Raw genomic sequence first — 26,686 nt, forward strand, 5'->3', positions numbered from 1 at the left:
GTGCACGCGGTCTGTGCTCGAACGGTTGAGCGACACTCGGTAATGACTCGGCAAAAACCACCCCGCGCGGAATGGGAATGGCTTCCTCCGGTGTTCCACCCCCTTGGAGGGCGCGATGCGTCCCCGCACGGCATGCCCGAAGCGAGGAGGAACGCCACGTGAGCCAGTACGTCAGCAGGCTCGGGCGGCGCTCGGGGACAGCGCCCTCCCGGCTCAGGCTGCCGCACCGCAGGCCTCGCAGGGTCGCCATGCTCTCCGTGCACACCTCGCCGCTGCACCAGCCCGGCACCGGCGACGCCGGCGGCATGAACGTCTACATCGTGGAGCTCGCGCAGCGTCTGGCCGCGATCAACATCGAGGTCGAGATCTTCACCCGCGCCACCACCGGCGCCCTCCCGCCGGCCGTCGAGCTGGCCCCCGGCGTCCTCGTCCGGCACGTCGACGCGGGGCCGTACGAGGGCCTCGCCAAGGAGGAGCTGCCCGCCCAGCTGTGCGCCTTCACGCACGGCGTGATGCAGGCCTGGGCCGGCCACCGCCCCGGCTACTACGACCTGGTCCACTCCCACTACTGGCTCTCCGGGCACGTCGGCTGGCTCGCCGCCCAGCGCTGGGGCGCCCCCCTGGTGCACGCCATGCACACCATGGCCAAGGTCAAGAACGCCAGCCTGGCCGAGGGCGACACGCCCGAGCCCGCCGCCCGGGTGATCGGCGAGACGCAGATCGTCAGCGCCGCCGACCGCCTGATCGCCAACACCACGGAGGAAGCCGCCGAACTGGTACGGCACTACGCCGCCGACCGCGACAAGGTCGCCGTCGTCCACCCCGGGGTGAACCTCGACCGCTTCCGTCCCGCGGACGGCCGCGCCGCCGCGCGCGCCCGCCTGGGCCTCCCGCAGGACGCCCTGATCCCCCTCTTCGCGGGCCGCATACAGCCCCTGAAGGCCCCCGACGTCCTGCTGCGCGCCATCGCCGTCCTCCTCGACGAGCGCCCCGACCTGCGCAGGAACCTCGTCGTACCGATCGTGGGCGGCCCCAGCGGCAGCGGCCTGGCCAAGCCGGAGGGCCTGCAGAAACTGGCCGCGCGCCTGGGTGTCACCGATGTCGTACGGTTCCGCCCGCCGGTCGGCCAGGACCAGCTCGCCGACTGGTTCCGGGCCGCGTCCGTGCTCGTCGTCCCCTCCTACAGCGAGTCCTTCGGACTGGTCGCGATCGAGGCGCAGGCGGTCGGCACCCCGGTGCTCGCCGCCGAGGTCGGCGGCCTGCCGGTGGCCGTGCGCGACGGCGAGACCGGCGTGCTGGTGCGGGGCCACGAACCGGCCGCCTACGCGCGCGTGCTGGCCGACTTCGCCGACCGCCCCGAACTGCTGTCCCGGATGGGACCCGCCGCCGCCCGGCACGCCCGATCCTTCGGCTGGGACACCGCGGCCGCGGCCACCGCGGACGTGTACACGGCCGCGGTGCAGTCGCACCGGCGTCGCGTACGCTCCCACCATGGCTGACAAGGCTGACATCGCTCACCGGACCGAAGCGGAGCGGGCCACCCGGGCCGTCGAGAGCTTCCTGGCGGACGCCGGACTGGAGTGGGAGAGCCCCGCACCCCGCTCCTTCGTCGTGCAGCTGCCCGGCACCCGGAAACTGAAGACGACCGTCTCGCTCGTCGTCGGCCGCCACTCCCTCTCCCTCAACGCCTTCGTCATCCGCCACCCCGACGAGAACGAGGCGGGCGTCCACCGCTGGCTGCTGGAACGCAACCTCAAGCTGTACGGCGTGAGTTACGCCGTCGACCCGCTCGGCGACGTCTACGTCACGGCCCGCCTCCCGCTCGCCACGGTCACCGCCGACGAGACCGACCGCATCCTCGGCCAGGTCCTGGAGGCCGCCGACGGCGCCTTCAACACCCTGCTGGAACTGGGCTTCGCCTCGGCGATCCGCAAGGAGTACGCCTGGCGCGTCTCCCGCGGCGAGCCGACCGGCAACCTGGACGCGTTCGCACACCTGACGCGGCGCCAGGCCGACTGACCGGCCGACCGGTCCGGCGGACGGCCGGGGGCGGGCAGCCGGGGGCGGACGGCGCCGGTTCAGGAAGCGCTGCGCCCGTACGGGGACGGCGCCCCGGCCCGGTAGCGTCCCGGCGTCACCCCCACCAGCCGCTTGAAGTGCCTGGTCAGATGGGCCTGGTCGTAGAAGCCGGCCACAGCCGCCACCTCACCCGGCGGCTGTCCCTCCAGGAGCAGACCGCGGGCGAGTTCGACCCGGCGGGACATCAGGTACTGGTGCGGGGCGATGCCGTACGCGCCGCTGAACGCCCGCACCAGATGGGCGGGATGGGCGGCCAGGAGACCGCCGGCCTCGTCCAGGGTGAGGCCCTCGGCCACGCGCTCGTCGAGCAGTTCGCGCAGCCTGCGGGCGACGACGGGGTCCCGGCGCGGGACCCGCACGGCGTCCCGGGGCCGCAGCAGCGTCCGCAGCCGCTCGCCGAGGAACGTCAGCCGGCTCTCGGCCTCCAGTTCGTCGCCGGGACGCGCCAGCGCGGTGTGCAGCTGCCCGACCCGCAGCCGCAGCACCGGATCACGCAGATCCGGTCCGTCGACCGCCGCCCCGATCAGATGCTCGCCCAGCCGCGAACTGTCCAGGTAGAGGACCCGCTTGCGGAAGCCGTCCGAGGTGGCGGGGGAGCCGTTGTGGGGGACGTGCGGCGGCAGCAGCGAGACGGTGTCGTGCGGGGTGCCGTGCGCGTTCCGGTCGAGGTCGTACCGTACGGCCCCGGCGTCGACGATGAGCACCGTCCACGCCTGGTGCACGTGCATCGGATAGGCGTACTCGGTGAAGCGCGCATGGAGGACCTCCACGACACCGGGCACGCGCGGGCGCCAGGCGGAGACGTGGTTGCCGTCGTCGCGCGAGGTGGCCATGCAAGGAACGTACAAGACGGCGCCGGGCGGCGTTCGGCAGTCTCGAGGCATGAGCGAGCAGCCCCGATTCGACACCAAGATCGCCGTCCTGCTGCGGGAGGACCTGGAGACCTGGCAGCGCCTGAACGTCACCGCGTTCCTCACCAGCGGCCTCGGCACGGTCGTACCCGAGGTGATCGGCGACCCGTACGAGGACGCGGACGGCGTCGTGCACCTGCCGATGTTCCGCCAGCCGGTACTGGTCCTCGAAGGCACGAAGGAGACGCTGACGGCGGCCCACACCAGGGCGCTGTCCCGCGCCCTGCCCCGCGCGCTCTTCACCTCCGACCTCTTCGCCACCGGCAACGACCACGACAACCGGGCGGCCGTACGCGCGGTGCCGACGGCGGCGCTGGACCTGGTGGGACTCGCGGTGTACGGCCCCCGCAACGCGGTGGACAAGGTGCTCAAGGGCGCCCGAATGCACCCCTGAGCCCAGGGTTCACGGCTTGGCGACAGCCTCGGGCGAGGTGTTGACCGAGGTGATGGCCGAGGTGTCGGACGAAGCCTTGGCCCGCCCGTCCGACGGCCGCCCGTCCGCCGCCTGCTCGTTGGCCGTCCGTTCGTCCGCGGCGAGCGTCCGCATCAGCGCCGCGTACCCGGCCGCGGCCCCCGTTCCGACGACCGCGCACAGCCCCCACAGCCACTCCGCGCCGAACCGGTCGATGACGAAACCGGACATCAGCGGGGCCACCAGGGCCGCCACCGACCACGACATGGTGTACATGCCCTGGTAGCGCCCGCGTCCGTGGACCGGGGAGAGCCGGACGACGAGGCCGGTCTGCGTCGGCGCGTTGACGATCTCGGCGAGCGTCCACACGCACACCGTGAGGGCGAAGACGCCGACGGAGCCGGCGAAGGCGGTGAGCCCGAAGCCGTACCCCGCGAGCATCGAGGAGACGACCAGCAGCCGTCGCGGATCCTGGTGCTCGATGAACCGGGTGACGGGGATCTGGAGAGCGACGATGAGGAAGCCGTTGACGGCGACCGCCAGGCCGTAGTCGGCCGGGGTGAACCCGGCCGCGCCCATGGCGACGGGCAGTCCGACCGACCCCTGCTGGAAGATCACCGCGACCAGGAAGGACAGCCCGACCACGCTCATGAAACGCCGGTCGCGCAGCACGGTCCCGAGCCCGACCTCGTCGGCGGCCTTCTTCTCCGCCGCCGTGCGCTGCGGCCGGGACTCCGGGACCTTCAGGAAGACGACGACCGCGCAGGCCAGGGTCATCCCCGCCTCGATCAGGAACCCGGCGAGGTAGCTGAACTCGGCGATGAAGCCGGCCGCCATGGAGGAGACGGCGAAGCCGAGGTTGATGGCCCAGTAGTTGAGCGAGAAGGCCCGCACCCGGTCCTCGGGCCGCACGATGTCGGCCATCATCGCCTGCACGGCCGGCCGGGAGGCGTTGCTGGCCATTCCGACCAGGAAGGCGACGCCGGCGATGGCGACGGGATCGTGCATGAACCCGAGCAGCGCCACCGACAGGGCGGTGGACACCTGGGCGATCAGCATCGTGGGCCGCCGCCCGAGCCGGTCGGTCATCACGCCCCCGCCCAGGGAGGAGATGACACCGCCGAGCCCGTGCAGCGAGGCGACCAGACCCGCGTACGAGGCGGAGTAGCCGCGGTCGAGCGTCAGGTAGAGCGCCATGAAGGTGGCGACGAAAGCCCCGAGCCGGTTGACGAGAGTGCTGGTCCACAGCCACCAGAACTCGCGGGGCAGCCCGGAGAGGGTCTCGCGGGCGGCGCGCCTCAGAGCGGTGACGGACATGGAGGTACTCCCACGGTTGTAAGCGGCTCAGGCGGTGCGCACAACTTACGATCGCGGGCCTCGGGCAGACCACTCAATTAACAGATCCAGTCAACTGTCGCCGCCCCCGCGCCCGCGCTCGCCCCCGCGCCGGGCACCGCACCCGCCTTCGCCCACTCCTCCCCGTTCGCCGTACGTCAGTCCCCTGTCCGGAGTCCGTTCCGTGGGCAGGAACGCCCCGCCTCAGAGCCTTCGATTAGGCTCATACGCATGGCCGACGCACCGTACAAGCTGATCCTCCTCCGCCACGGCGAGAGCGAGTGGAACGCGAAGAACCTGTTCACCGGCTGGGTGGACGTCAACCTCAACGAGAAGGGCGAGAAGGAGGCGGTCCGCGGCGGTGAGCTGCTGAAGGACGCCGGCCTGCTGCCCGACGTGGTCCACACGTCCCTCCAGAAGCGCGCGATCCGCACCGCGCAGCTGGCCCTGGAGTCGGCGGACCGCCACTGGATCCCGGTCCACCGTTCGTGGCGCCTGAACGAGCGTCACTACGGCGCTCTCCAGGGCAAGGACAAGGCGCAGACCCTCGCGGAGTTCGGCGAGGAGCAGTTCATGCTCTGGCGCCGCTCGTACGACACCCCGCCCCCGCCGCTCGACCGCGACTCCGAGTACTCCCAGTTCGACGACGCGCGCTACGCGACGCTGCCGCCGGAGCTGCGCCCGCAGACGGAGTGCCTCAAGGACGTCGTCGTCCGCATGCTCCCGTACTGGTTCGACGGCATCGTCCCCGACCTCCTGACCGGCCGCACGGTCCTCGTCGCCGCCCACGGCAACAGCCTGCGCGCCTTGGTCAAGCACCTCGACGGCATCTCCGACGCCGACATCGCGGGCCTGAACATCCCCACGGGCATCCCCCTGTACTACGAACTCGACGCCGACTTCAAGCCGGTCACCCCGGGCGGAAAGTACCTCGACCCGGAAGCGGCCGCAGCGGCCATCGAGGCGGTCAAGAACCAGGGCAAGAAGAAGTAACCCGACACCAGTAAGCCCCCGACCTGCGAGTTCCTCGCGGGGCGGGGGCTTTTTGGTGGGGCTGGGCCGTCTGTGGGCCGTGAGGTGCTTGGTCGGGCCGTCAGGCGTTGCGTTTGCGCCGCCACTCGTAGGCGCCGGGTGATGTCTCGACGACTTCGCGGGGGTAGACCTCGCGGGCCTGGGCGAGCAGATCGCGTTGCTCGGTGACCCACTTCGGTGGTGGTGCGAACAGCGGGACGGTGACAGTTACTGCTGACGACGGACCGTCGTGCACCGACACCCAGAGCCCGCCGCTCTCGTCAGGCTTGAACTTCATGGAAGGTGTCCGCCCGGATGTGAGCCACATGGCGAACCGGCCGGACTCCAGGGTCGTCAAGACGTCCTCCCAGTCCTCCAGGTCCTCAGGGAGAAGGGTCACAGAGAAGTTGCCGTTGACGGATTCCGCCTCGACGACGATCTCGCACTCGAGAAAGTCGTGTCCGGTCAGAATCCCGGGCTGATAACGACCCAGGACGCGCACGGAGACACTGTGTCCGCTGGTGCCAGGCCTGTCGGCCAGGTGGATCAGATTGATGACGCCATCCGTCGAGTCCATGGATTCCCTCCCCGAAGTGGCCAGGTCTGAGCATCCTGCCGGACCGGCCGCGGATCTCACGGTTCGGGGTGGAGACGCATCGAGTAGACGTCTGACACGGCTCTGCTGGTCCGCTCCCGGCTGGACGGCATCAGGTGCGCGTAGACGCGCAGGGTCAAGCCTGGGTCTGAGTGGCCCAGGTACTCGGCCAGTGCCTTGATGTTCTCCCCGGCGTCCAGGAGTACCGACGCGTAGAAGTGCCGAAGCGCGTGCATGCCGTTCTCGCGGGACTCGGCGTACGATTCGCCCGGCTTCCGTTCGGGGATCACCTCGGCCGAGGCCAGCGCCCGCTTCCACACCTCCTCGTTGAGGGACGTCCGCCAGACGTGACCACCCCGCGGCCCGGTGAAGATCAGCCGCTTGGTCACTGGAGGCCCGTCCGCCACCTTCCACGGCAAGGTGATGTCGACCGGCGGGAACCGCTCCATATGGGCCCGGAGGGCATCAGCCACCGGCCCAGGCAGCGGAACATCCCGCAGCTTGCCGCCCTTGGGCGGAGCGAACACAGGCTTGCTCCGGCTCAGCTTGAGTTGCTGGACCACGTGGAGCGTGTCCGACGCGAAGTCGATCGCGTCGACGGCCACACCGAGGATCTCGCCCTGCCGCAGGCCGCAGCCCCCGCCCAGGTTGACCATGGCCCGGAACCGCTCGGGTATGCCGGCCTGGACGGCGAAGACGCGTTCCGGTGTCCAGGGGACGACCCGCCTGTCATCCACAGTCGGTGGACGCACGGAGCGAGCAGCGCACGGGTTCCGGGGAAGGTGCCCGTCGTCCACGGCCGCGCTCAGAACCGCGCGCACGTTGGAGTAGATCGTCCGGGCGTACGACCCCCGGATGCCGTTCTCCTGTAGCCGTCCCACCCAGTCGCGGATGTGTGCAGGCTGGAAGGAACCGAGGGGACGCGGCCCCAGGTACGGGAACGCGTGCAACCGAAGCTGCGACTCCATCGACGCCTGAGTGTTCGGATCGGGCGCGTGAGTCACCCACTTCTCCGCGTACTGCTGGAACGTGGTGCGAGCCGCGCGTGGGTCGATGTACTGCCCGCGGGTCATGTCCGCCTCGGTCTGCGCCAGCCACTGATCAGCGAGGCGCTTCTGCCGATCGGGGAAGCTCTTGGACTTCTCCGTACCGTCCGGACCGACGTAGCGGGCCCGGTAACGCATGCCCGAACCATAGCGCTCGCTCTTCACCCGGCGACTCTTGCCGTCCGGACCGACCTCGGACTTGTACCACCGGTCCTGGATGTGCCCGGCCATCAGGCGGCAGCTCCTTCCCGCTGGGAGTCCACCCAGGCCCGCACGTCGGCCGGGTCGAAGCGGAGATGCCGACCGACGCGGAAGCCGCGGGGACCGGTTCGTTTCCGGCGCCACTGGTAGACCGTCTCGACGCTGGGCAGCTCGAACATCTCCACCAGGTCGTCAGGGGTGAGGTACCGGGCAGGCAGGGGGCGCGGCTCGGTGGCCACGTCGGCCAGGGCGAGGCGGCGGCTAGCCACGGGTGGGTTCTCCTTCCGTTCCGGGGGCGGGTTCGAGGGATGCGGCGAGCCAGGCCTCGGCGTCGGAGAGGCCGGTGCCGGCGAAGACCCAGTGCGCGAGGACGTACGTCGTCTCGGGCCCGGTGGCAGGGGCGTTCGCTGCGGCTTGGGCTCGGCGCCATTCGGCGCGGGCGGCACGGAGGGCCCCGAGGGTGGTGGAGTAGCGGCGGGACTTCGTGGAGAAGTGGCCGCGGAAGCCGAGCATGTGGGCCCTGGCGCGCAGGCGGAGGTGTTCGAGGCTTTTGAGGGCTCCGAGGGTCCAGGCGGTTCGGACGAGACGGCGGGCGTGGTCGCTGATGTCGAGCTGGGCGAGTTCGGCGGCGAACTTCAGGGGGCGGTCGAGAGCTCCCGTGGCCGCCTCGGCGCCTTTGGTGGCGTACTTGGCGATGTACGCCGCTACGGCCCGCTCGGTCAGCTCCTGGCCGCCGTCGAAATCGGCGGATCGGATGGTGCGGACGTCGAGTTGACGGCCGAAGGCGAAGGTGTGCGGACGTCCGTCGATGAGCGGGCCGTCGACCCGGGCCTTGGACGCGGCCGCGCCGATGGCGTCGGTGAGCAGCTCGGCCGTGGCCCAGGCCGGGGGCGGGGTATCACCGCCGCCGGGGCCGTCGAGGCGTATGACGGCGTGGAAGTGGGCCGCGCCGCGCTTCTGGTACTCGGCGACCTTGGCGAAGGACACGCGGGCGTGGTCGCGGAGGCGACGTTGGGAGAGACCGGCGCGCTTGGCGACCTCCCGGCGGAGGTAGGTCGAGAAGCGCCGCCAGAGGGAACCAGCGTGGGCGTTCCAGAGGACGGCCGCCTTGTAGTCGTAAGTCTCCGGGTCCAGAGGGGTCCCGAGTGCTTCGTCCTCCGGGGCGTGGTGGGTGCAGCAGCGGCAGGGTCGGCCGTTGGTACGGCGGTTGTGGACTGGGCCGAACCCGGGGGCGGTGAGGGTGGCGAAGACGCGTGGATGGGTGGCGACGTGTTCGGGGGTGCCCTTGCCGCCGCGCAGTCCGGCGGTGATCAGCTGGAAGGTGTCGCGGCGGTACACCTCGGCGCAGGCCGGGCAGCGGGTGACGCGGCGGTTGTTGCAGCGGACGAGGAGTTGGCCGGCCGGGAGGCTGGTCGAGTCGAGGTGCGGGCGCCGCTCCCTGCCTCCGACCCGCTCCGCCCGCGCTGCGCCGACGCGCGCCCACATGTGGACAGGGCCGGTAGCCACGAGTCGAGCACCGCAGAACGCGGCCAACGGTCAAGGCGATGCCTCCGGCGGGGGATCGGCCGGCACCGGGATGGAGGGGGCGCCGTTCCCGGCCGCGGGCACATCGTGGCGTGCGCGGTGGGCTCCCATCCCGTCCACCATCGACCCAGGCAGAGCCGAGCAGACGCGGCCCATGGCGTCACAGTCGTTCGTACAGTGGCGCGCTCCACCTGGACGCCATGAACCACGCCCGCTCCACGGTGTGTGGGTCGACGGCGGACGGGATGGGAGCTGGGGTGAGTGGTAGGTAAGGGTGGGATGTGATCGCTAGCTCGCACCCCAGTCGCTGAGGGCGCCTCTTAGGATCACGGCCATGACGAGCCCCCTGACACCCGACGACCTAATTTATGATCGTGAAGCCTTCAGTGCTTTCCTGGCGCGTCTTCGCGCAGACCATGCAGCCAACGGCCAGCAGTGGGAGAACGCCACGCTGGACAGGTTCTTGGAAGCACTCGAATCCTGGGTTACCGCGTCTCCGGGTTGGTACCGGAACTTCGGGCACGACTTGCCGAGCGAGGGCGATTGGACGTTCTTCGCCCGCGCCCTGACTGCGGCTCGGATCTACGAGTAGCTCTGACGAGCGCCGTGCCCCTCCCGTGCCCGGTAGACCGGGAAGTCACGGGGAATCACGGTCACGAGCGGGCAGCGAGCGTGACGAAGGCCCCCAACCGATGTTCCTGGTCAGGGGCCTTCAACCTGTGCGGTGGGTGTGGGATTTGAACCCACGGTGACTCGCGCCACGACGGTTTTCAAGATCGCGTACGACTTGACACACCCATTAAGACTCCGCCGACCTTCGTTGTACCGTCGCCGCAGTCGATCAAGGGGAGGGTGACGATGATCAGACGGTGGCCGACGGCCTTGGGCGTGAACCTGCTACTTGGAGTCCCGGGGGTGGTGCCGATCTGGTTGCTGTGGTTCCTGGCGGCGAACTGGAGCCATCCGGAACCGACGGAGAACGACGGTATGGCCCTTTGGCTCGTGATCATCCTGCCCATCGTCGGCCTGTACACGCTGCTGTGGTGGACAGCCAACCGCGCCCTTGCGCGCCGCACCTCACTCGCCGCTCGGACCTATTGGCTACTCAGCGGAATGGGCGCGTTCTTGCCCACCGTGACACTCATCCTGATCTATCCCTGACCGAGCCGGTGGCTCAGCCGACTGCTGCGGAGAATGGACGACCATCGAAGCCGGGCCGTCTCTGGGCCGTCCGAGGGTGGCCGACGGCGACAGATGACGACAGTCGGCAACAGCGCCACCCCTGCTCAGAGGAGGCGCATACAGCACTTGCACAGGTGCTCGTCAGCGAAGCAGAGTTGAGGAAGATCAGAAGCTCCCCGTGCCGCATCCGTGCCAGATCCAGCGGGGCGCCACGGGGAACGGCGGGGCCAGCAGGTGCCTGATACCCCTCTCCGCCCACGTGGCTGTTTCGCAGGTCAGAGCCGCAGTCGCCTCACCTCGCTCCTAAAGCGGGTGTCGGCCGCCGACCGAACCATGCCTAATGCGAGCGTCCCATCAGGCATGGGAGTGGTAGCGGGCATCAGGGGTGGGCCAAGTGCGGTCCATGAAAGGCGGCCGATCGATACGGTCGAAGCAGCGCACGAGGAAGTCGCAAAAGGTGCCCGCAGTCTCGAACCAACTGTTGCTCTCGCTGCCGACGACGATGCGCCACTCATCAGGGTTCGGTTCGATTGCGAGGAAGTAGTACTCGCTGCCGTGCTCGTCCGAACCCCAGGAGATAAGGCCGCCAGGATCGGGGTGGAAGGGATACGGATACAGGTCCGGGGCACTGAGTCGCGCCCGGCGCCAGTCCTCCAGCGACCACAACCGCTCCAGCTCGGTGGTGTCGGCTTCCAGAGGCCGGCTCAGCGACAGGTAACCGTCGATGCTCCCCGGCCCGTACAGATCAAGGAACGCTTTGTAGTCCGAGGGCAGTTCGACCCCGAGGTACTGCTCGGACGCCGTCCACAGACGCGGCCTGGCCCAACCCCAAGTCACCGGCTTACCCAGGAGCGCCCTGAGGCGGTCGAGCGACGACATCCGATCCTCCCAGCGGAACCGACCGACGCCTCATGGTGCACCATGAGGCCACTGAGCGCCCGCGGTGCAGTTGTACAGCAGCTCCGTACCGCAACCTCAGTAGACGACCCTGTCCGGTAGCGTCCCTCCGGGGCTTCGGGGCGGCCGGCATGACCGTCGTTGACCGATCCGGCTAGAGCTACGGATCAGAAGGTGCCCGTGCCCCTGCCGTGCCCGATCGACCGGGGACGGGCGGGGAATCACGGCGGCGAGCAGGGACCGCCCAGCAGAGCGGCCCCTGACCGATGCACCTGGTCAGAGGCCGTTCACCTGCGGTGGGTGTGGGATTTGAACCCACGGTGACATCGCTGCCACGACGGTTTTCAAGACCGTATGCGGCTTGACCCGCTCATGGAGACTCCGCGCACGGGGTGTGGCAGGCGGACGGCCGGCTCATAAAGTTGGCGGCGCAGATCATCGCTGACCAGCCTTGGAGCGTGCATGTCCTCGTTGGATGAGTTGCAGGCCCTACTGGGGGTTCCTGCCCACCGGCAAGCGAACCCAGCCGACTGGGACGAGGTCGAGCGGCACATAGGCTCCGCGCTGCCCAGCGACTTCAAAAAGTTCCTGGACGCCTACGGGAGCGGGGTCATCTCCGGCGAGCTCGTTGTGTTCCACCCCACCGGATCGAGCCCGCTCCTGACGCGCATGCGCAAGACGCACCAAAGGTTCACCGAGCGCCGGGACAGGGCCCTGAGCCGCGGGGACTCCGAGCACATCCCGTACCCCTTTCACCCCGCACCTGGTGGGCTGATCTCCTGGGGATACGACTACAGCGGCGACGAGCACTTCTTCCTGCCCAGCGACCCGGACCGGTGGAAGATCGTCACGATGGTCCACGAAGAGGGCTGCGAGACCTTCGACGGCCCGTTCTCGGACTTCGCCCTCACGTTCGTACGGCAACTGCTTGACGTAGACCGGTACCACGGCATCGAACCGGAGGCCCTGGAGTTCCTGGAACCGGAAGACCTCGAAGAGCTGGTCGCCAACGGTGAGATCGGACCCGTTCAGCCGACCTTCAAGCCGTTCTGACGCGACGCTGCAAGGCTTCTGCCACTGACATCAATGCCTGACACCAACAGGCCCGGACACCAGCGGTCAGCGTTGAACCCCGGTGGACGGTCAGCCCGAGGCTACGGCCGGTTGACCAACGCTGCCGACCCGCTGCAATCGACCTGATAAAGATGAGGCCAGACCTCAAAACTCGTCTCTACCGCAGGCGCCGTCCTTGATCCAGGGGCGGCGCCCCGTCAGCTTGACTCGCCCGTTGAGACTCCGCCGACCCCATCCCCACAGAACCGACCGATCGAGCAGACCTGCAAAATGGGTGCGGCCTGGAAGGGGAACGCAATGAGTGCGTGGAGCAGGGCGGTATACGACCTCGGGTTCGGGATGGCCCTGATGTTGGTGGCGCTCAATGCGGGCAACGCCGCTGAGCGGCTTCACCGCGGTGTGGCAAATCATCCAAGGGTCAGCGCCGTCCTCACGCCCGCGGTGCTGAGGGCCACGAGTGCGGTCCTCGGAGTGATCGGAATAGCGATCGGCACCGTCCGCCTGGTGCACGCCTAGAACGGTTCAGGCTGCACTGGCTTCGGCAGGCCGACGCCCCTGGGCCGGCGCGGAGCTCGTGCCACTCTCGTGCCAGAACGGACGGGGACTCACGGGGAACCGGGGTCCGTAGGGGCGTGCTCGGCCTGCTCTGACCAACGCAGGGAATCCGCAGGTCACGCCCGTGATCGCCCAACCTCGCTCCTAAAGCGGGTGTCGCAGGTTCGAATCCTGCCGGGGGCACAAGGGAAAAGGCCCCGGACCGATCATGGTCCGGGGCCTTTGACGTCCGCATCTGATATCAACGAGCACGGTCACTGACGACCGGGGCGCTTCCTGAGCAGCCGGTCCATGTGACTCATGGCCTCCCGCTGGGTGTCCTCCACGACGTGCGTGTACACGTCCATGGTGATGCTGATCTGGCTGTGCCCGAGGATCTCCATCACGACGTGGGGCGCGACTCCGGCCGCCGTGAGGAGAGTGGCGGTGCCGTGCCGGGTGACAGCCCAGCCGTTCCCTTCGGCCCATTCACTGTCGCGTCATCTGTCACGCCCCAGCGATTCCCTCGCCGGAGGCGTGACGCACGTCACAACTTGGCTAGAAGAGGCCCTTGTAGCCCTGCCAGCCTGTCGCGATCTTCACCCGGGAGGCGAACGTCCCCTTGCCGGTCCCGGTCTGGCGGTACAGGTTGCCCGCCGTGTCCCGCATGACCAGGTCGCCCTTGCCGTCCCCGGTGATGTCCGCGACGCCGACGACCGCGTTATACGTGGATCCCCACCCGGTGGCGATCCTCACCCGCGCAGCGAAGGTGCCGTTGCCCTTCCCGAAGTACCGGTACAGGTTGTTCGCCGTGTCCTGCGCGACCAGGTCGCCGATGCCGTCGCCGTTGAGGTCTCCGACGCCCACGACCTTTTTGTACGTCTTCCAGTTGTCGTAGAGCTTCACGCGAGCTGCGAGCGTGCCGCCAGCGGTCCCCTTGTACAGGTACACCGCGCCGGTCGAGGCGTTGCGGGCGATCAGATCCGGGCGGCCGTCCTTCGTGAGGTCTCCGGGCGAGGTGAGGACGTCGTACTGGTTCCAGCCGCTGGTGGCGAGGGTGGTGTACGACGTCGCCGACTTGAGCGGGGCGCCGCAGACCGGCTTGTACAGGCGCAGGGCGCCGGTGCTCAGCCGGACCAGGACGTCGTTGCAGCGGTCGCCGTTGAGGTCGCCGAACGGCACGGCCCTGACCGAGGTCGACCAGCCGCTCGCCGAAACGCTCCCGGAGAACTTCCCGGCCCCGTCCCCTTGGTGGAAGGTGAGCCACCCCGAGGAGTTCATCGTCAGGAGGTCGCCGACACCGTCGGGCAGGGCCGAGCCGCCGACGTGGTCCCGCCACACCGCTGTGCCACCCGTCAACCGGACCGTGCCGGACTGGACCAACGCCGCTCCCTGCCCGTCCGCCGACTGAGCCGTCAGCGTCCAGGTGTACGAGCCGTTGGGAAGCAGTCCGCCCGTCGTGTCCCGGCCGTCCCACGTCGTCGCGATCGAGTACTCGGCCGGTCCGCCACTGCGCGTGGCCACCACGCGGCCCGTGGCCTTGTGGCGTATCTCCACCCTCCAGGAAGCCGCCGGCTCGGAGAGCCACCATTCACCGCGCCAAGAGACCGGGGTCACGTCCGTCTCCACCCGCGCGGTGACATTCCGGTAGGGAGAGACCAGGGCCGCCTCGGGCCGCCCGGTGTGCAGGACGTGGACGGCCTGGTCCAGCGTGGAGTACGCGAGGTCACCGTTACGAGGGTCGAGCGCCACAAGCCCCGCGGCGTCGGTTGCCCACCGCTGGACGACCATCCCGGTCTGCAGGCCGTAGACACCCCCCCTGCCCGCCCCGGACGGCGACGACACCGTCGCCGAGGTAAGCCTGCGCGGTGGAGGGAAGCGGAATGTTCTTCCTGGACTGGAGGTCGTAGACGCCCGCGGCGTACGGAGCGGTACTGAAGTTGCACTTCCAGTACAGCCACCGGCCGACGGCCTGCAGATCGACCATGGAGGAGCACCCGGTGTTCACCGTGAAGGACGTCAGCGAGGCCCCGGTGCGCGCGTCCTTGGCCGTGACCTTGCCGCCCGGGGCCGAGGACCACAGAGTGGTCCCCCAGATCGCACCCCTCTGGTACGGCTCCGTGTGCACGACCTTGCCGGAGTCGATGTCCACGACCCGGAGTTCCCGGCTGCCGCCAGCAGGTGTCCCGTCGACCAGCACCAGGTTCTCGGATGCCCCCACGATCCTCATCTGGTCCGGAGAATCGTCGAAAGAATCCTGGAGGCCCGTTTCGATCGGCGTTCCGGGAAACGTCTCGCCCTTGCCCACGACGAACAGCTTGGGCTGCCAGCCGCCGTCCACGCTCACTGCCCCGCGGTACACGGTCCGGCCGTCCCCGGTGGGATACAGCTCGGGGCACAGCCCGTTGCCGACGCTGCACTTGTTGTATGGGGCCGACAGGCTGCCGATCCGCACGCGCTCGCCGTATCCGGGCGCGGTTTCGGTGAGCAGGCGGTCGTACGCGAAGGTGGCCCCGTCGCCGTACTCCAGGGTCCTGACTGTGCCGTGATCCAGCGTCAGCCGCTGGAGCCGCATCGAGACCGGCGGGATGAGGAGCACACGAGCCGCGTACGGTACGCCGTCCGCCCCGGCGGTGATGTCCTGGTAGCCGTAGTCCTCCGCGGACTGGCCGCCGACGAGTTGAACGCCGCCGTCCGGCCGGACGGAAACACGGTCCGCCACCGCACGGGCGAGAAGCGTCCGCTCGGCGGAACCGTCGAAGGGGACGGCCACAACCTTCCAGATGGACGCCTCGTACTCCTTCTGACCGAGCGAAGAGTCATAGCGGGCCACGATCAGCGAGTCACCGACGACGCCGAGAACCTTCGCGTCCTTGAGACTGACCTGAATCTCGCGCACGGGGGTGTCGAACCGGCCCTGCTCATAGATCCGCACGCCGCCGGCCTGGGGGGTAACCAGATGAACGGCGGTCACCACGGAATTCCCATACACCGTGCCGTACGGCAGAAACGTGGCTTCCGCGGTGCGGAGATCGATCCAGGCGTACTGTCCGACGTCCTCTCCGGGGACCTTCAGAAGTGAGAGGAACCCGTGGACGCCGGCCCGCCCGTTAATGATGATGGAGGCACCCTCTGGAAGGCCTGTCACGCGGCGGTCCGCCGTGGTCCCGTTCTCATTGCTCAGCAGATGAAACTCAGTCCACTTCCCGTCGGCACCGGCTCCGCCCTGGGTCACCACGGTGGTCCCGATCGCCCTGCTGTAAACCTGACCTGCGGGGACAGTGACGGTCGTGGTCTCGTCGGTGACCATGTTCCGCAGCAGTACCTCGCCCGTGCCGCCGCTCGGCGGCAGCGCCACGACGTCCGATGCCGCTCCGTAGTACTCGACAGGGTCGTGCGGCTGCGTGCCCTCGAGCTTTCGGGTCGAGCCGTCCGCGCCCGTCCACTCCAGTCCGGAGGGACCGCTCGTGGTGGTGGCGGAGTGCAGAAACCCGGAAGGCCCGACGCTCACCACAGATCCGTAGCCCGGTGTGGCGCGCATGGTCGCGGGAATCGTGGTCTCACTGAACGTTCCTGCATCGGCCAATGCGACCCAGGAGGCAGGACCTACAGCCAGCGACAGCGACACGACCGCCGTGACGGCACTGCGGAGGAGGACACGTTTGGCCACTTGATTCCACCCCTGACGTGAAAGGACCTGGAGCAGGCAGGGGAATCGGCTCGGTCCTCAGTACTCACAGCAAGCAAGCCGGTCAATCCCGGCGCCCCCGCCCCCCCCACACCCGAGTGATCGATCCTAACAACAGGCTCACAGGCCACGGAAGAGAATTTCGAACCCGTTCAATAAGCCGGGGCCGCGCTCAACAGGACTGTGCGGCATACGATCTGACGTCAAGTCAGGCAAGAGGGTGCGATCATGCTGGCAGACCAACAGACGGGGCGGGGATGCAACCATTCCCTTCAGAGCTGGAACCCCCGGAGCCGAAGGCGCGCTTGAGGCGATAGCGACAGATACTTACAACGGACCGCCAGTGATCAGCGGTCGGCTGTAGCGCGTCGGCCCCGCACCACAAGCGCACCATGCCGAGCGGGGAACAGCGGGGAATCACGGTGAAGGCGGCCCAGCCCAACGCGGTCACCCCGCAGTCGTTCGCCCAGGCCAGCTCCCGATTCACCTGCAGATGCCCGCAGCTTCCCAAGCTGAGGGCTCATGCGTCGCCCTCACGGTTCGGCCAGCGCGGCTTGCGCTGGGCGACGGCATGGCAGGGTGGCTGAGGCCGGCGGGGGTGCAGCGAGGCACACGCGTGCCTGGTCGGTCGGCCCACCCGGCATCGTGGCTGACTGTCGTCGGCTGAGGTACAGACTGCTATCGGAGGGAGGCCCCGCCAAGGTGGACAAGGGCGAGCAGCGAACGTGTCCAGTCCACCCGCGGGACTGACCGACGTTGACACCGACAGCCCCGGACGGCGGCGCCCATCAGCGAACCACAGTGGACTACTGCCGCAGCCTTGTACGGTGGCCCACCAGTTGAGGCAGCGCTGAGTCAGTCTTGGAAGCCACCGTGCGTTCTACAGGGGGAAACAATGACGTGGTCGGCAGGAACGTGGATACGAGTCCGGCGCGCGCGCCGAGAGCGCTGGGATGCAGACATCATCCGCGCCCTGCAGATCCCCGTCCCAAGGCTCACGCAGGAGCGAGCACAGCATCTGATCCAGCAAGGCAAATGGCTGGGAGCGATATCCGAGGTAAGGGAAGCGACCGGCTACGACCGCAGGGATGCCAGACGTGTCGTGCTCGCCTTGGCGTACGGGTGCAGAGTTCCCACCCGCTAAGCCATCCTTCGGACTCGAAGGCGCCCCGGCCCAGAACGTCTCTGACATCCACAGGTGACATCAACAGCACCGGACGTGGGCACGCACTCACGGCCCGAGACGTACGTTCCCATCGGGCGAGAACCCTGCCGGGCCGCACCTGGATCGAACTCCTAATGCGGTGCTCCCCGAAGCCAGTGTCATGGGTGCGCAACGCTGCAAGTGGGCTACTCCACAACGCCCCTTCGAGCTCCGCTCGTATCGTGCACGCATGCGCAACGAGCGGCACGACGAGCCACTGTCCAAAGCGGAGGTGGAGTTGTTCCTCCAGTATCTGCATCGGTTCGCCAACCATGAACTGGATCTCTTCGCCCTCATGCAGGTGGGCGATCCTGAGTACCCCGTCTATGTGAGCTTCGCCAGGACACCCGAGGAGGGAGTCGACCCCGAGGCCTACCGGCGGCCGTAGCGAACCACGGGCCCTGTCGAATGTGTGTCGAGGGCTGACCGATGGGGCTCCAGGGCGGGGGAGCGGTGCAGGTCGGAGGGGGTGCTCCGTGCGACGCACCAAGCGCCTTCTAAGCGCTCCGTGATTCGGAACGTGCCACAGTCGTGCCACATCGGGCGGTCAACCACGGTCAACGACGGCTCGCCGCAGTCGAGATGCGCCGTCCACCCGGGACGCGGCTAAAGCCCTAGTGACCTGGACGGACATGCCACCGACTACGTCCGCCCTTACAAGGCAGTGGTGGCCACAGCCGGTCGCTTCACCACATGACGGGTCGTGGCAACCCCGCTGGCAGAGCGACAGACGAGCCAGGTCGACCGCGAGCTCTCTTGCTACGTCTGCGGCCCCTCGGCATCCCTGCGGCTGGACACGACATGCCGCGCGATCGTGGACAAGGCCAGCTCACGATCCTCGTCGACCACGAGCCAGCCCTTGCCCAGGAGCGATTGCAGCACTGGGCGAATCTCTTCACCCAGCTCCTCCGCCAAGTCGTCGTCCGTGGGGGAGAGGCCGTCCTGGACGAGGCTCGCCACGTGGAACACGACGGCTTCCTCCTCCGCGGTGATGTTGAAGTCCATGACGTGAAGGTATGCGAGCCCCTTGGCCGCGACACGCCGAGGGCCCTGTCGTCACGGGCCGGCCGTCACGGCTTGCTCTGGTCGACGGCACCGGCAGCGTGGCTGAGGCCGGTGGGGGTGCAGGGAGGCATACGCGTGCGTGGTCGGTCGGCGCATCCGCCGTCGTGGCTGACTGGCGTCGGCTGAGGTTCAGACGGGGCGTCTCCAAGGTGCCGGCCGTCAGCCGAGCGCGCCGAAGCTGGGCCGTCCCTGGGCCGTCCGAGGTTGCTCAACAGCGGCCAACGACGACCAACGTCGACGACCGGGCGCACGAGCCCACCGTCCCTGAGCTGGGAAGCAGCAGGTCACCAAGATCTCCGACAAGACCCAGGGCAAGAGGAAGTAGAGATAGCGAACACGCCTCCCACCTGCGCATACGGCGCGGATGGGAGGCGTTTTCGTGCCCTGGGACCTCTCTGGGACCTCAGCGATGTCCGCACGGCGCATCCGCTTCCACCACCTCATCGGATGGGCCCCGAAGGGCGAGCCCGGTCGAGGACTTCGGTGCGCGCACGGAGGCTCTTGGAGAGTGATCCGTAGGCGTGTGGGACCCCAGGATCCGACTGTCGCGCGCAAAGGCGTTTACGAACGCGTGTGCCATGCATGAGAATCCGTTCATCTTTCAAGATCCCGCTGGGGGACGCACGGCGGGATCGCATCTGATGTGGGGACAACTACGTGCGTATCCGCGCCGCCGTGGCTGCCGGTTCCGGGGCCCTGGCACTTTCCGCGCTTGCCCGGCCGGCCGCCCAGGCCGACGGGAGTCCGGGCGCCGCCCTCCTTCAAGACCGCACCGTCGTGGACGAGGCGAAATCCGCAGCACGCCTGCTGGTGGCCGGCTGTACCTGATCGCACTCGAACGCCCCCGGCCACCGCAACCGGAGCCGGGTCCCTCAGCAGGGCCCGGCACCTCGGCCGTCCTCTCCGCCTGGCGGTCGGCCGCCGTGGTTCGAGCCCGTCGTCATCCCCTCGATTTCGAAAGCAGCAGTCCCGTGATCTTGAAGAACGCCGCGCGAGCCGCGGCCATCAGCACCGCGATACTCGCCGGCATGGTCACAGCCCCCGGTCAGGCGAGCGCCGACACCACCGGGCCCGTGGTCTCGGGGATCGGCAGGGTCCAGACCGACACCGGGCTCGAGCTCACCGCCCACATCGACGCCCCGGCCGGCGTCACCTCCGTGACGGCCACCCTCACCGCAGGCACGGCCACCGTGCCCAATAGCACGGTCACCGACTTCCACCTCGTCTCCGGCACCGCCACCTCCGGTACCTGGCAGAGCAGCGGCTCACTGGGACTCGACGTCTACGCCTCGTACCGGGTCGCCATCACCGCGCAGGACAGCGAGGGCACGGTCTCCCTTCCCGGCCGCGGCGTCCTCGCCTACCTCCCCTCGCTGGTCTTCCACGACACCGCCTACGAGCCCACGGCCCTCAGCTTCGAGCACCAGGACATCAACGTCACCGGCCGGGTGACCGAGTACGACCCGGCCGCCGGCGACACCGGCCCGTGGCAGTCCCCCGCCGGCATGGGCGTCTTCGTCACCTGGGACGGGCACACGTCGCCCCGCAACGCAACGGCGGCAGACGGCACCTTCGCCTTCACCGTCCACCCCGGCGACGTGCAGAACACCACCCTCCACGTCTTGGCCACAACCACAACGACGTACGGCCAGGGCCCGGACTCCGAGCCGATCGCCTCCGTCGACTCCCCCGTACGCATCACCCTGGACCACACCGGCAGCACCGGCGCCCCGGTCGGCAGCGGGGAGGTCATCAGCGGAACCGCGGAACGCCAGGAGGAGGACGGCACCTGGGTGCCGCTGGCAAACGTCACGCTCCCGATCCAAGCCAGCACGGGCAGACAAGCCGCCGGGGCGACCACCGACGCAACCGGGCGGTTCAGCCAGACCGTGCCCGTCATCAACGGCACCACGATCTGGACCGTCAGCTACACGCGGCCGTTCCTCACTCCTGCCAGCGTCAGCTACACCGTCGCCAAGCCCGTCGCGAAGGTGTCCCTGTACGCCAACAAGCCGACCGTCGACGCCTACTCCCGCCTGCACATCTCCGGATACCCGACTTTCTCCGGCGACTGGTTGCCGTATGGGCGGGTCTACATCCAGCAGTCCAACGACGGCCACACCGGCTGGACCAACATCGGCTCCACCACGTTCGGCAGCGCCGCCAACGGCTTCGCCGCCTCCGTGCTCACCGTCACCAACCCCCACGGCTACTGGCGCTACTACTACCCCGGCGCCCCCGGCTTCACCGCCGCCTACAGCCCGGTCGTCCACGCCTTCCGCTATCAGACCGCCATCAGCGGCGGAAAGCCCAGCCACACCAGGGTCACCAAGCACCACACCGTGACCATCAGCGGCACCCTCAAGCAGAACGGCTACGGCTCCTGGACCCCCCTGCCCAAGGCCACCGTCCAGATCTTCTTCCGCCCCTCCGGCAGCAGCACCTGGCACCTGATCACCAGCGCCCGCACCAGCAGCACCGGCTACTTCGCCGCTCACCCCACCATCACCCGCTCCGGCACCTGGCGCGTCGTGTACCAGGCCCCCGACCAAGTCCACGTCAACGCCTACGGCCCCATGGTCAAGGTCACCGCAATCTGACGAACGGGGGTGGGTTTGTGCGGGGCATATGCCATTCGGGTTGCAGTCGCCGTCGCGAGGGCGAGCCGGGGGAAGTGCGGCGGCGGGGCGCGCGGGGCGGGCTTTAGCCTGGGCCGGCAGGGAGAGCCGTCGGTATCGGGAGCTGCGCGTGGCGGGGCCGGAAGTGTGGCAGTGGCTGGAGGGGCACAGGCGCCTGATGCCGGCCGTCCTGCTTCTCGGAGCAGGGCTGGTCGACCTGTTCACGCCACCCACGGTCAGTGCCGCGGCCTTCTACACGGCCGCGATCCTGATGGCCGCGCCTCTGCTGTCGCTGCGCGGCACCATTCTCACCGGGGTGTGCGCGTTCCTGCTCGACCTGGTCTCGTTCGTGCACTTCGGCTACCACGGAACGGCGCCCGAGGTCAGCGAGCTGGCCATGGTGGCGACGGTGTCCGCGGTCGCGATCTTCCTCAACCGCCTCCTGCATCACCTCCAGACCCAGCTGCGTTCCGCGCGCGACATCGCCGCCGCCGTCCAGTGCGCCGTGCTGCCGGAACCGCCGAAGGCGAGCGGCCCGCTGAGTTTCGCCGTGCGCTACGAGGCCGCACAGACGGACGCACAGATCGGCGGGGACCTCTACGCCGTGCTCGACACCCCGTTCGGCGTGCGCTGCGTGATCGGCGATGTGCGCGGCAAGGGAATGGACGCGGTCAGGGCGGTCGCGGCCAGCATCGTCACCTTTCGCGAGGCGGCCCTGTACGAACCCAGCCTGACCGGGGTCGTGAAGCGGCTGGAGCGGGCTGCCGTCCTGGAGACCCAGCAGTCGGGCAGCGAGACCGAGCTCGAGGGGTTCATCACGGGCGTGGTGGCGGAGTTCCCCCGGCACGGAGGGGCGGTCCGCCTCGTCAACCGTGGCCACCCGGCACCCGTACTGCTCCTGCCCGACGGCGTGCGGTACGTCGAGCCCAGCCGGCCGGCCGTGCCCCTGGGCATGGCGGCCCTGGCCGACGACCCTGCCCCCGTCGACATGGTGGCCTTCCCGGAAGGGGCGACTCTGCTGCTCTACACGGACGGACTGACGGAGGCCCGTGACGACAAGGGCGCCTTCTACGACCCCGTCGCGGGAGCCGCCATATCCCCGGATGCCCGGCCGGAGGCTCTCCTCGACGCCCTGTTGGCCGACGTGCACCGGCACACCGGTGGCCGCAGAGCCGACGACATGGCACTGCTGGCCGTCGCCTGTGCACCGGAAACCGCGTGACGGCGGCTGCCCGGACGAGCGGACAAGCGTCGGAAAGGCGGCTCTGATTCCTTTTCCCCACAGGGAAGTTGACCGGCAGTCGCTGATTTCGCCAACCCGGGTGGGCGTCGGGGTTAAGTCATGGGTCGGGCGGCAATGGTGCACAACTCCGCGGTGATCCCCGCTGTCTGACGCAGGTGAAGTCGCCACCCCGTTCATGAAAGTGGGAGACCGCATCATGCGTCTACGCGCCACCGCCACCGTCACCGCCTCCGCAGCCCTCGGCGCGGCCCTGGCCGTCACCGCGCTGGCCGGCCCGGCCGCCGGGGCCACGCAGGACGACACACCCACGAGATTCAGCGACATCGTGGTCAACAAGAGGCTCGACTACACCGTCGTCGTCGGGGCCAGGGCGAAGGTCGCCTTCCAGATCTCCGCGACGGTCAACGACCCGTCAGGCGTCCGGAGCGTGACGTACGGACTGTGGCACGGGAACACCCGGGCGCAGGCCGACGGCTACCTGGCCCAGGTCGGGTCCGGCCGCTGCGTGAAGGCCAGTGCGACCACGTCCAAGTGCGAGGCCGTCGTGGTCGCCGACCCGAACACCAACCTCCGCAGCAACGCCCTCGCCGGTGTCTGGACCGTGGGCGCCGTGGCCGTCGACGGCGCGGGCAACGTCACCCGCCTGGACGACGTCGGCACCGGCATAGCGCGCATCAAGCGCGAGACCCACCTGTCCGGGGCCGACGCCACCCCGGAGCCGGTGAAGAAGGGCGGGACCGTGACGGTCAGGGCCCGGATGACCGTCGCGAGCTGGCAACAGCACAAGGACGTGCCGCTCATCGGGCACCAGGTGCTGCTCCAGTTCCGCAAGGGCAGGAGCGGGGCCTTCGTCACGCTGCAGAAGGTCAAGACCGACCGGAACGGCTGGGTCAGGGCCGCGGTGAAGGCGACGGTGGACGGCGAGTACCGCTTCGCCTTCGCGGGCACGAGCCTCACCCCGGCCAGGACCGGTGCGGCCGACTTCGTCGACGTGAGGTGAGCCCGGACCGCCGGGGCGGGCGGCGTCACCAGACGGACAGGGGGACCGCGTGGATCTCGTCCGCCTTGTGGCCGGCGCGTTCGTGCACGCGCTGGACCGCCTCGGCGGAGGGGGCCTCGGAGAGGCAGTAGACGGTTCCGGTGGCCGGGTCGGCCCAGGCGCGTTCGAAGTGCACCTGCTCCTCGCCCTCGATCGCGAGGTCCGCCTTGTGGGCCGCGTCCAGCTGTTCGGCCGTGATGCCCTGCATGCCGTGGTGGATGTCCATGAACTGGGGCATGGTCCCGCACCTCCTCTGCCTGCGGATCACCTTCCATGCTGCGCCCGTACGGGCGAGGCGGCGACCGACGGGGTGCGAGGAGAGGCGGGACCCGCGACGGCGTACGACGACCTTCGTCGTCGTACGCCGTCGTACGCCGTGGGCTTCGTCAGCCGCACTGGCAGGGGTTGCCCGACTGGCACCCGCACCCGCAGCCCGAGCCGCAGCCGCACGCGCCGATCAGCGTCAGGCTCCTGATGTCGGCGGGCTGCTCGGTGGGGCGTTCCTGCGCGGGGTCGGGCTGTGTGCTGGGGGATTCGGCCATGGCTCTGGGTCCCTCCTGGAGGCGGTGCCTGTGCCCATTGCATGCCCGCTCCACCGGGCGCATCAACGGCGCACGGTGGCTTCGGGCACGCCCCGGCCGATCCTCTTCGCGCCTGTTCGGATACGGAGGGTCAGGCGCCCTTGGACCCGGTGGCCTGGATGTCCGGCTGGATGTCGGGCTGGAGCTCGTCCGCGTGCTCACCCGTCACCAGGAACACCACGCGCTTGGCGACCGCCACCGCGTGGTCGGCGAACCGCTCGTAGTAACGGCCCAGCAGCGTCACGTCGACCGCGGTCTCGATGCCGTGCTTCCAGCGGTCGTCCATCAGGTGCTGGAACAGGGTGCGGTGCAGCAGGTCCATGGCGTCGTCGTCGGTCTCCAGCTGCATCGCCAGATCGACGTCCTTCGTGATGATCACCTCGGCCGCCTTCGCCATCAGACGCTGCGCGAGCTGACCCATCTCCAGGATCGTGGCGTGCAGGTCGTGCGGTATGGCGTGCTCCGGGAAGCGCAGGCGCGCGAGCTTCGCCACATGCTGGGCGAGGTCGCCGGAGCGCTCCAGGTCGGCGGACATCCGCAGTGACGTGACGACGATCCGCAGGTCGGTGGCGACCGGCTGCTGCCGGGCCAGCAGGGCTATCGCACGGGCTTCCAGGTCGTGCTGGAGCTCGTCGACCTTCTTGTCCGCCTCGATGACACTCTCGGCCAGCTTCAGGTCGGAGTCGAGGATGGCGGTCGTGGCGCGCCCGATCGCCGACCCGACCAGCCGGGCCATCTCCACCAGTCCGTCGCCGATCGAGTCCAGTTCCTCGTGGTACGCGTCCCGCATCAGGTTCCCTCTCGTACGTGTTCCATAGGGGTTTGGGGGGCCGGTCCTTCGGACATGTGAGTCCTCGAACGTCTGAGTCGTCGAACGTTCTAGCACCGGCGGTACGAACCCCACGCTCCCACGTTCCGGCCTGTACGCGTCGGTTTCCGTCACCCAAAATGAACCACTGCTAGCTCCAAGGTGAACTCTGGGCGACGAGTGTTCGAGGTCGCACTTCGATGGCTGTAGCCATCCGGGACGGCATGCCTAACCTGGGGGCATGGACGTGAACGCGGCGGTCGCCGCAGCGGCAGCGATCGCCGGGGTACTCACCGGTGCCATCGCCATGCTGGCGTTCCGCTGGAGCGAACGCGACCAGCAGCGACCCACCAGAACATCCCTGCACACCGATCTCGTGCTCCCGCCGGGGGTGGACACGGTCCTTTCCGTGCTCCGCTCCTCCGCCGTCGTACTCGACGAGGCGGACGCCGTGGTCAAGGCGAGCTCCGCCGCGTACGCCCTCGGGCTGGTGCGCGGTGGGAAGCTCGCCGTCGAACCCATGCTCCAGATGGCCCGGGACACCCGGCGGGACGGCGAGATACGCCAGGTCGAACTGGATCTGCCCAGGCGGGGGACCGGGCGGGGCGAGGCTCTCGCCGTGTCCGCGCGTGTCGCCCCCCTCGGCTCCCGGCTCGTGCTGCTTCTCGTCGAGGACCTCACCGAGGCCCGGCGCATCGAGGCGGTACGGCGCGACTTCGTCGCGAACGTCAGCCATGAGCTCAAGACCCCGGTCGGCGCGCTCTCCCTGCTCTCCGAGGCCGTCATGGACGCCTCGGACGATCCGGAGGCGGTGGAGCGCTTCGCCGGGCGGATGCAGATCGAGGCCACCCGGCTGACGAACCTGGTCCAGGAGCTCATCGACCTCTCCCGGGTCCAGAACGACGACCCGCTGGAGGACGCCGAACCGGTCCGGGTGGGCGAACTGGTCGCCGAGGCCATCGACCGCTGCCGTCACCAGGCCGGCACCAAGCAGATCACCATGGCCGCGGGCGGCACCGCCGACCTGCGGATCTGGGGGAACAGGGGGCAGCTCGCCGCCGCACTCGGCAATCTCGTCGAGAACGCCGTCAACTATTCGCCGGCCCGCACCCGGGTCGGCATCGCCGCCCGCCGGGTCAGCGTGCCCGGAGGGGACCTCATCGAGATCGCCGTGACCGACCAGGGCATCGGCATCTCGGACAAGGACAAGGAGCGCATCTTCGAGCGCTTCTACCGGGTCGACCCCGCCCGCTCCCGTGCCACGGGCGGTACGGGCCTCGGGCTGGCGATCGTCAAGCACGTGGCCGCCTCGCACGGCGGGGAGGTCACGGTGTGGAGCTCCGAGGGACAGGGCTCCACGTTCACTCTGCGGCTGCCGGAGGCAGGTGCGGCCCGCGACCGCGCCCAGCAGCATCCCGACCTCGACCACGTGAACGACACCTACGACGATCATGTGAACGACGAATACGACGACTACGACGAGGACATCCCCGAGAACGTCATCGACAGCGTGGTCGAGAACGTCGTCGAGCCCGTCGTCGAGCCCGGCGGGGCCGCACACCCCGCTCATCCCTCGCGGACCACATCCCCCGACTCAACCGCGTACGAAACGCTTTCCGCCCCGGAGGTCCTTCCGTGA

25 protein-coding genes and 1 pseudogene are annotated in these 26,686 nt (G+C 69.1%); 12 read left to right on the plus strand and 14 right to left on the minus strand.

Going from position 1 to position 26,686, the window contains the following annotated elements; genetic code table 11:
• Positions 1–158 precede the first annotated feature (158 nt).
• Together mshA and ACZ7OY_RS14915 are read left to right on the plus strand one after the other, a co-directional pair.
• Positions 159–1,499 carry a D-inositol-3-phosphate glycosyltransferase gene (mshA, locus tag ACZ7OY_RS14910; RefSeq protein WP_471911758.1) on the plus strand — a complete coding sequence of 447 codons (1,341 nt, stop codon included), beginning with the start codon at positions 159–161 and terminating at the stop codon, positions 1,497–1,499.
• Complete coding sequence (locus ACZ7OY_RS14915) at positions 1,492–2,019, plus strand: type III secretion system chaperone family protein (RefSeq protein ID WP_471911759.1); 528 nt, start codon at positions 1,492–1,494, stop codon at positions 2,017–2,019. Before mshA ends, ACZ7OY_RS14915 begins: the two co-directional genes overlap by 8 nt.
• Before the next feature lie 59 nt (positions 2,020–2,078).
• On the opposite strand, the gene ACZ7OY_RS14920 is transcribed toward ACZ7OY_RS14915, so the two are convergent.
• Positions 2,079–2,912, minus strand: a complete 834-nt coding sequence (locus ACZ7OY_RS14920; protein WP_471911760.1) for an AraC family transcriptional regulator — start codon at positions 2,910–2,912, stop codon at positions 2,079–2,081.
• On the opposite strand from ACZ7OY_RS14920, the gene ACZ7OY_RS14925 reads away from it, so the two are divergent.
• Positions 2,911–3,384 (plus strand): DUF2000 family protein, encoded by a 474-nt coding sequence (locus ACZ7OY_RS14925; RefSeq protein ID WP_471911761.1) that lies wholly within the window; start codon positions 2,911–2,913, stop codon positions 3,382–3,384. The genes ACZ7OY_RS14920 and ACZ7OY_RS14925 overlap by 2 nt on opposite strands.
• Positions 3,385–3,393: 9 nt before the next feature.
• Here the strand turns inward: ACZ7OY_RS14925 and ACZ7OY_RS14930 are convergent, their stop codons facing one another.
• Positions 3,394–4,719 carry an MDR family MFS transporter gene (locus ACZ7OY_RS14930; RefSeq protein WP_471911762.1) on the minus strand — a complete coding sequence of 442 codons (1,326 nt, stop codon included), beginning with the start codon at positions 4,717–4,719 and terminating at the stop codon, positions 3,394–3,396.
• A gap of 249 nt (positions 4,720–4,968) precedes the next feature.
• Here ACZ7OY_RS14930 and ACZ7OY_RS14935 point away from each other — a divergent pair, with 249 nt between their 5' ends.
• On the plus strand, positions 4,969–5,730 hold the full coding sequence (locus ACZ7OY_RS14935) for a phosphoglyceromutase (RefSeq protein WP_392619896.1): 762 nt from the start codon (positions 4,969–4,971) through the stop codon (positions 5,728–5,730).
• 100 nt (positions 5,731–5,830) lie between these two features.
• On the opposite strand, the gene ACZ7OY_RS14940 is transcribed toward ACZ7OY_RS14935, so the two are convergent.
• Genes ACZ7OY_RS14940 through ACZ7OY_RS14955 form a run of 4 tightly spaced genes read right to left on the minus strand, consistent with a single transcriptional unit; the run spans position 5,831 to position 9,075 of the window.
• Positions 5,831–6,325 carry a DUF5959 family protein gene (locus ACZ7OY_RS14940; RefSeq protein ID WP_471911763.1) on the minus strand — a complete coding sequence of 165 codons (495 nt, stop codon included), beginning with the start codon at positions 6,323–6,325 and terminating at the stop codon, positions 5,831–5,833.
• Positions 6,326–6,381: 56 nt separating this feature from the next.
• Positions 6,382–7,620 carry a tyrosine-type recombinase/integrase gene (locus tag ACZ7OY_RS14945; RefSeq protein ID WP_471911764.1) on the minus strand — a complete coding sequence of 413 codons (1,239 nt, stop codon included), beginning with the start codon at positions 7,618–7,620 and terminating at the stop codon, positions 6,382–6,384.
• The gene (locus ACZ7OY_RS14950) at positions 7,620–7,859 is read right to left on the minus strand and encodes a helix-turn-helix transcriptional regulator (RefSeq protein ID WP_471911765.1); all 240 of its coding nucleotides are present in this window, start codon (positions 7,857–7,859) and stop codon (positions 7,620–7,622) included. The genes ACZ7OY_RS14945 and ACZ7OY_RS14950 overlap by 1 nt, the downstream gene beginning before the upstream one ends.
• Entirely contained in the window at positions 7,852–9,075 is a 1,224-nt protein-coding gene (locus ACZ7OY_RS14955) for a replication initiator (protein ID WP_471912090.1), read from the minus strand. Before ACZ7OY_RS14955 ends, ACZ7OY_RS14950 begins: the two co-directional genes overlap by 8 nt.
• A 373-nt stretch (positions 9,076–9,448) precedes the next feature.
• Between ACZ7OY_RS14955 and ACZ7OY_RS14960 the strand changes: the two genes are divergently transcribed.
• Entirely contained in the window at positions 9,449–9,706 is a 258-nt protein-coding gene (locus ACZ7OY_RS14960; RefSeq protein WP_471911766.1) for a DUF7660 family protein, read from the plus strand.
• Positions 9,707–10,029: 323 nt separating this feature from the next.
• The gene (locus ACZ7OY_RS14965) at positions 10,030–10,275 is read left to right on the plus strand and encodes a hypothetical protein (RefSeq protein WP_471911767.1); all 246 of its coding nucleotides are present in this window, start codon (positions 10,030–10,032) and stop codon (positions 10,273–10,275) included.
• Positions 10,276–10,650: 375 nt separating this feature from the next.
• On the opposite strand, the gene ACZ7OY_RS14970 is transcribed toward ACZ7OY_RS14965, so the two are convergent.
• Positions 10,651–11,175, minus strand: a complete 525-nt coding sequence (locus ACZ7OY_RS14970; protein ID WP_471911768.1) for an SMI1/KNR4 family protein — start codon at positions 11,173–11,175, stop codon at positions 10,651–10,653.
• Between the two features lie 480 nt (positions 11,176–11,655).
• Between ACZ7OY_RS14970 and ACZ7OY_RS14975 the strand changes: the two genes are divergently transcribed.
• Positions 11,656–12,246 (plus strand): SMI1/KNR4 family protein, encoded by a 591-nt coding sequence (locus tag ACZ7OY_RS14975; RefSeq protein WP_471911769.1) that lies wholly within the window; start codon positions 11,656–11,658, stop codon positions 12,244–12,246.
• Positions 12,247–13,076: 830 nt separating this feature from the next.
• Here the strand turns inward: ACZ7OY_RS14975 and ACZ7OY_RS14980 are convergent.
• From ACZ7OY_RS14980 to ACZ7OY_RS14990, 3 genes and pseudogenes are all read right to left on the minus strand, one after another.
• Positions 13,077–13,259 (minus strand): annotated as a pseudogene (locus tag ACZ7OY_RS14980) (tyrosine-type recombinase/integrase); the annotation flags it as partial.
• A 100-nt stretch (positions 13,260–13,359) separates the two neighbouring features.
• Positions 13,360–14,553, minus strand: a complete 1,194-nt coding sequence (locus ACZ7OY_RS14985) for an FG-GAP-like repeat-containing protein (protein ID WP_471911770.1) — start codon at positions 14,551–14,553, stop codon at positions 13,360–13,362.
• Positions 14,534–16,159 (minus strand): hypothetical protein, encoded by a 1,626-nt coding sequence (locus ACZ7OY_RS14990; protein ID WP_471911771.1) that lies wholly within the window; start codon positions 16,157–16,159, stop codon positions 14,534–14,536. Before ACZ7OY_RS14990 ends, ACZ7OY_RS14985 begins: the two co-directional genes overlap by 20 nt.
• Before the next feature lie 1,724 nt (positions 16,160–17,883).
• On the opposite strand from ACZ7OY_RS14990, the gene ACZ7OY_RS14995 reads away from it, so the two are divergent.
• Positions 17,884–18,081 (plus strand): hypothetical protein, encoded by a 198-nt coding sequence (locus ACZ7OY_RS14995; protein ID WP_471911772.1) that lies wholly within the window; start codon positions 17,884–17,886, stop codon positions 18,079–18,081.
• Positions 18,082–18,452: 371 nt separating this feature from the next.
• On the opposite strand, the gene ACZ7OY_RS15000 is transcribed toward ACZ7OY_RS14995, so the two are convergent.
• The gene (locus ACZ7OY_RS15000) at positions 18,453–18,698 is read right to left on the minus strand and encodes a hypothetical protein (RefSeq protein WP_471911773.1); all 246 of its coding nucleotides are present in this window, start codon (positions 18,696–18,698) and stop codon (positions 18,453–18,455) included.
• Positions 18,699–19,729: 1,031 nt separating this feature from the next.
• Here ACZ7OY_RS15000 and ACZ7OY_RS15005 point away from each other — a divergent pair.
• The 3 genes from ACZ7OY_RS15005 (at position 19,730) to ACZ7OY_RS15015 (ending at position 23,619) form a co-directional block, all read left to right on the plus strand.
• The gene (locus ACZ7OY_RS15005; protein WP_471911774.1) at positions 19,730–21,358 is read left to right on the plus strand and encodes a hypothetical protein; all 1,629 of its coding nucleotides are present in this window, start codon (positions 19,730–19,732) and stop codon (positions 21,356–21,358) included.
• A gap of 148 nt (positions 21,359–21,506) precedes the next feature.
• Positions 21,507–22,598, plus strand: a complete 1,092-nt coding sequence (locus ACZ7OY_RS15010) for a PP2C family protein-serine/threonine phosphatase (RefSeq protein WP_471911775.1) — start codon at positions 21,507–21,509, stop codon at positions 22,596–22,598.
• A 217-nt stretch (positions 22,599–22,815) separates the two neighbouring features.
• Positions 22,816–23,619: a calcium-binding protein gene (locus tag ACZ7OY_RS15015; RefSeq protein WP_471911776.1), complete on the plus strand. Its 804-nt coding sequence runs from the start codon at positions 22,816–22,818 to the stop codon at positions 23,617–23,619.
• 25 nt (positions 23,620–23,644) lie between these two features.
• Here ACZ7OY_RS15015 and ACZ7OY_RS15020 read toward each other — a convergent pair whose 3' ends face one another.
• The 3 genes from ACZ7OY_RS15020 to phoU all read right to left on the minus strand — a co-directional run bounded on the left by ACZ7OY_RS15020 (position 23,645) and on the right by phoU (position 25,029).
• A complete protein-coding gene (locus ACZ7OY_RS15020) occupies positions 23,645–23,896 on the minus strand; it encodes an SCO4226 family nickel-binding protein (RefSeq protein ID WP_471911777.1) in 252 nt (83 codons plus the stop codon).
• 148 nt (positions 23,897–24,044) lie between these two features.
• Positions 24,045–24,200, minus strand: a complete 156-nt coding sequence (locus ACZ7OY_RS15025) for a hypothetical protein (RefSeq protein WP_351619375.1) — start codon at positions 24,198–24,200, stop codon at positions 24,045–24,047.
• A gap of 130 nt (positions 24,201–24,330) precedes the next feature.
• A complete protein-coding gene (gene phoU, locus ACZ7OY_RS15030; protein ID WP_471911778.1) occupies positions 24,331–25,029 on the minus strand; it encodes a phosphate signaling complex protein PhoU in 699 nt (232 codons plus the stop codon).
• Positions 25,030–25,288: 259 nt separating this feature from the next.
• On the opposite strand from phoU, the gene ACZ7OY_RS15035 reads away from it, so the two are divergent.
• On the plus strand, positions 25,289–26,686 hold the full coding sequence (locus ACZ7OY_RS15035) for a sensor histidine kinase (protein WP_471911779.1): 1,398 nt from the start codon (positions 25,289–25,291) through the stop codon (positions 26,684–26,686).

Source organism: Streptomyces sp. NPDC107559, assembly GCF_055657365.1.

Excerpts from the sequence above, each read along its gene's own strand:
- ACZ7OY_RS14925 (WP_471911761.1), top strand. The coding sequence starts at position 2,911 with ATGCAAGGAACGTACAAGACGGCGCCGGGCGGCGTTCGGCAGTCTCGA.
- ACZ7OY_RS15020 (WP_471911777.1), bottom strand. The coding sequence starts at position 23,896 with ATGCCCCAGTTCATGGACATCCACCACGGCATGCAGGGCATCACGGCC.
- ACZ7OY_RS15025 (WP_351619375.1), bottom strand. The coding sequence starts at position 24,200 with ATGGCCGAATCCCCCAGCACACAGCCCGACCCCGCGCAGGAACGCCCC.
- ACZ7OY_RS14920 (WP_471911760.1), bottom strand. The coding sequence starts at position 2,912 with ATGGCCACCTCGCGCGACGACGGCAACCACGTCTCCGCCTGGCGCCCG.
- ACZ7OY_RS14975 (WP_471911769.1), top strand. The coding sequence starts at position 11,656 with ATGTCCTCGTTGGATGAGTTGCAGGCCCTACTGGGGGTTCCTGCCCAC.
- phoU (WP_471911778.1), bottom strand. The coding sequence starts at position 25,029 with ATGCGGGACGCGTACCACGAGGAACTGGACTCGATCGGCGACGGACTG.
- ACZ7OY_RS15035 (WP_471911779.1), top strand. The coding sequence starts at position 25,289 with ATGGACGTGAACGCGGCGGTCGCCGCAGCGGCAGCGATCGCCGGGGTA.
- ACZ7OY_RS14960 (WP_471911766.1), top strand. The coding sequence starts at position 9,449 with ATGACGAGCCCCCTGACACCCGACGACCTAATTTATGATCGTGAAGCC.
- ACZ7OY_RS14995 (WP_471911772.1), top strand. The coding sequence starts at position 17,884 with ATGCGCAACGAGCGGCACGACGAGCCACTGTCCAAAGCGGAGGTGGAG.
- ACZ7OY_RS15015 (WP_471911776.1), top strand. The coding sequence starts at position 22,816 with ATGCGTCTACGCGCCACCGCCACCGTCACCGCCTCCGCAGCCCTCGGC.
- ACZ7OY_RS14945 (WP_471911764.1), bottom strand. The coding sequence starts at position 7,620 with ATGGCCGGGCACATCCAGGACCGGTGGTACAAGTCCGAGGTCGGTCCG.
- ACZ7OY_RS14930 (WP_471911762.1), bottom strand. The coding sequence starts at position 4,719 with ATGTCCGTCACCGCTCTGAGGCGCGCCGCCCGCGAGACCCTCTCCGGG.
- ACZ7OY_RS14940 (WP_471911763.1), bottom strand. The coding sequence starts at position 6,325 with ATGGACTCGACGGATGGCGTCATCAATCTGATCCACCTGGCCGACAGG.
- ACZ7OY_RS14915 (WP_471911759.1), top strand. The coding sequence starts at position 1,492 with ATGGCTGACAAGGCTGACATCGCTCACCGGACCGAAGCGGAGCGGGCC.
- ACZ7OY_RS15000 (WP_471911773.1), bottom strand. The coding sequence starts at position 18,698 with ATGGACTTCAACATCACCGCGGAGGAGGAAGCCGTCGTGTTCCACGTG.
- ACZ7OY_RS14935 (WP_392619896.1), top strand. The coding sequence starts at position 4,969 with ATGGCCGACGCACCGTACAAGCTGATCCTCCTCCGCCACGGCGAGAGC.
- ACZ7OY_RS14970 (WP_471911768.1), bottom strand. The coding sequence starts at position 11,175 with ATGTCGTCGCTCGACCGCCTCAGGGCGCTCCTGGGTAAGCCGGTGACT.
- ACZ7OY_RS14955 (WP_471912090.1), bottom strand. The coding sequence starts at position 9,075 with ATGTGGGCGCGCGTCGGCGCAGCGCGGGCGGAGCGGGTCGGAGGCAGG.